1 protein-coding gene and 2 pseudogenes are annotated in these 2,170 nt (G+C 69.5%); 1 reads left to right on the top strand and 2 read right to left on the bottom strand.

All coding sequences use genetic code 11. The annotated features are described in order from the left end of the window. A pseudogene (locus CCN56_RS45365) lies at positions 1–391 on the top strand (hypothetical protein); the annotation flags it as partial. Between the two features lie 76 nt (positions 392–467). Here the strand turns inward: CCN56_RS45365 and CCN56_RS39445 are convergent. After that, the gene (locus tag CCN56_RS39445) at positions 468–1,466 is read right to left on the bottom strand and encodes a TerC/Alx family metal homeostasis membrane protein (protein WP_086832407.1); all 999 of its coding nucleotides are present in this window, start codon (positions 1,464–1,466) and stop codon (positions 468–470) included. A gap of 229 nt (positions 1,467–1,695) precedes the next feature. After that, positions 1,696–2,170 (bottom strand): annotated as a pseudogene (locus CCN56_RS39450) (export associated protein); the annotation flags it as partial.

A 2,170-nucleotide genomic window follows, 5' to 3' on the forward strand; every position in this document is an offset into this window, starting at 1 on the left:
GGTCCCCTCCCGGTCGGCCGCCGGCGTTGTCGCGCTCCGGAACCGCTCAGGCGGCCGCGGGCTCGGGCGTCTGCCGTTCGGATCGGCTCGGAAGGGTCTCCGGGAGCAGGGCGAAGCAGCCGAGGCTCACCAGGGCGACCAGGGTGAGGTAGGCCGCGACGCCCCAGGGCGGGCCCGAGCCGCCGTCCGAGAGGGTGGTGGCGACGATCGGCGTCAGCGCACCGCCCAGGACGCCCGCCAGGTTGTAGCCGACGGCGGCTCGGGCCCGCCCTGGGGCGTCGCGGCCTACCTCACCCTGGTCGCCCTGGTGAGCCTCGGCTGCTTCGCCCTGCTCCCGGAGACCCTTCCGAGCCGATCCGAACGGCAGACGCCCGAGCCCGCGGCCGCCTGAGCGGTTCCGGAGCGCGACAACGCCGGCGGCCGACCGGGAGGGGACCCGGTCGGCCGTCGGCGTGCGTGGAAGGGCGTCAGGCCTCGACGCTGTTCTTCGCCTCCGCGTCGGTCGCCTCGGCCGCCTCGCGCTGTGCCTGCTTCTTGGAGGCGATCAGGCTGGTGACGGTGGTGACGGCCAGGACACCGCCGATGACCGCCAGCGAGAACGGGATGCCGATCTCCGGTACGTGCACCCCGGACTCGTGCAGGGCGTGCAGCACCAGCTTCACGCCGATGAAGCCGAGGATCACCGACAGGCCGTAGCTGAGGTGGACCAGCTTCTTGAGCAGGCCGCCGATCAGGAAGTACAGCTGCCGCAGACCCATGAGGGCGAAGGCGTTGGCGGTGAAGACGATGTACGGGTCCTGGGTGAGGCCGAAGATCGCCGGGATGGAGTCGAGGGCGAAGAGGATGTCGGTGGTGCCGATGGCGAGCATGACGACCATCAGCGGGGTCAGCACCCGCTTGCCGTTGTTGCGGATGAAGAGCTTGGTGCCGTGGTACCGGTCGGCGACGCCGAACTTCTTCTCGACGGTCTTGAGGAGACGGTTCTCCTCCCAGTCGTCCTCCTCCTCGTCGGAGCGCGCCTCCTGGATGAGCTTCCAGGCGGTGTAGATCAGGAACGCGCCGAAGAGGTAGAAGACCCAGGAGAAGCTCGCGATGATCGCGGCGCCGGCGGCGATGAAGATCGCGCGGAGCACCAGGGCGATCAGCACGCCCACGAGCAGCACCCGCTGCTGGAGGTGGGAGGGGACCGAGAACTTCGCCATGATCAGGACGAAGACGAAGAGGTTGTCGACGCTGAGCGACTTCTCGGTGACGTAGCCCGCGAAGAACTCTCCGGACGCCTGGGCGTTGCCGAAGACCAGCAGGCCGAGGCCGAAGAGCGCGGCGAGCACGATCCAGACGATCGTCCAGGCTCCGGCTTCCTTGACCGACACGTCATGGGGCTTGCGCCCGATGAAGAAGTCGGCACCGATCAGGGCACCCAGACCGAGAATGGTCAGGACCCACAGGGTCATCGAAACGTCCACTGCGCCTCCGGCGTCGTACGGCTACTGATCACGTCGTCGCTGCCGGAGGTCTCTTCCACCCGGGCGACTGACGGGCCGCCGGGCCGACGCCCCGGGATCAGATCATGATGATCCGTCCGTATTGACGGGTACGCCGCACATAGGGGAGTACTCCCCTCCGCACCAAGAAGACTACCCGAAAGACCAAGGGAAGGTAAAGAGAAGGGTAAAGGGCCACCAAAAGACCAGGTCAGACCCGCTTTCCATAACGAGCTGACGCCACCTGCGTGAGGACCTGACGGAGGATCGCGCTGCCCGGCGGAAGGAGCGGCGGCTCGTACGACCACGCGTGACCGACCCAGGGGTCGGCGAGGTGGTCGTCGGGCACGGGGGTGAGCCGCAGCAGCGAGCGCCACAGGGGGTCGAGCAGCGGCCCGTACGCGGCCGCGTCCTCCCGGGCCGCGACCATCAGCAGATGGACGCCGACCGAGGGTCCCTCGTCGGCGAGGTACCGCAGTCGGGTGACCGCCCGGTCGTCGAAGCCGTGCGGGAAGTCGTGCACGATCAGCAGCTGCCGGGCCGTGTCGAGGCCGGGCGGCAGCGCGTCGGCCGCCCCGCCCCGCAGTGCCATCTGAAGCAGGTCGACCCGCTCCGTGAGCTGCTCGAGGACCGCCGAGACACCGGCCGCGCCCCGGGCCGGCGGGGCGGCCGCCCCCGTCTCCACG

It is taken from the genome of Streptomyces sp. NRRL B-24572 (assembly GCF_002156145.1).
Lineage (GTDB): Bacteria > Actinomycetota > Actinomycetes > Streptomycetales > Streptomycetaceae > Streptomyces > Streptomyces vietnamensis.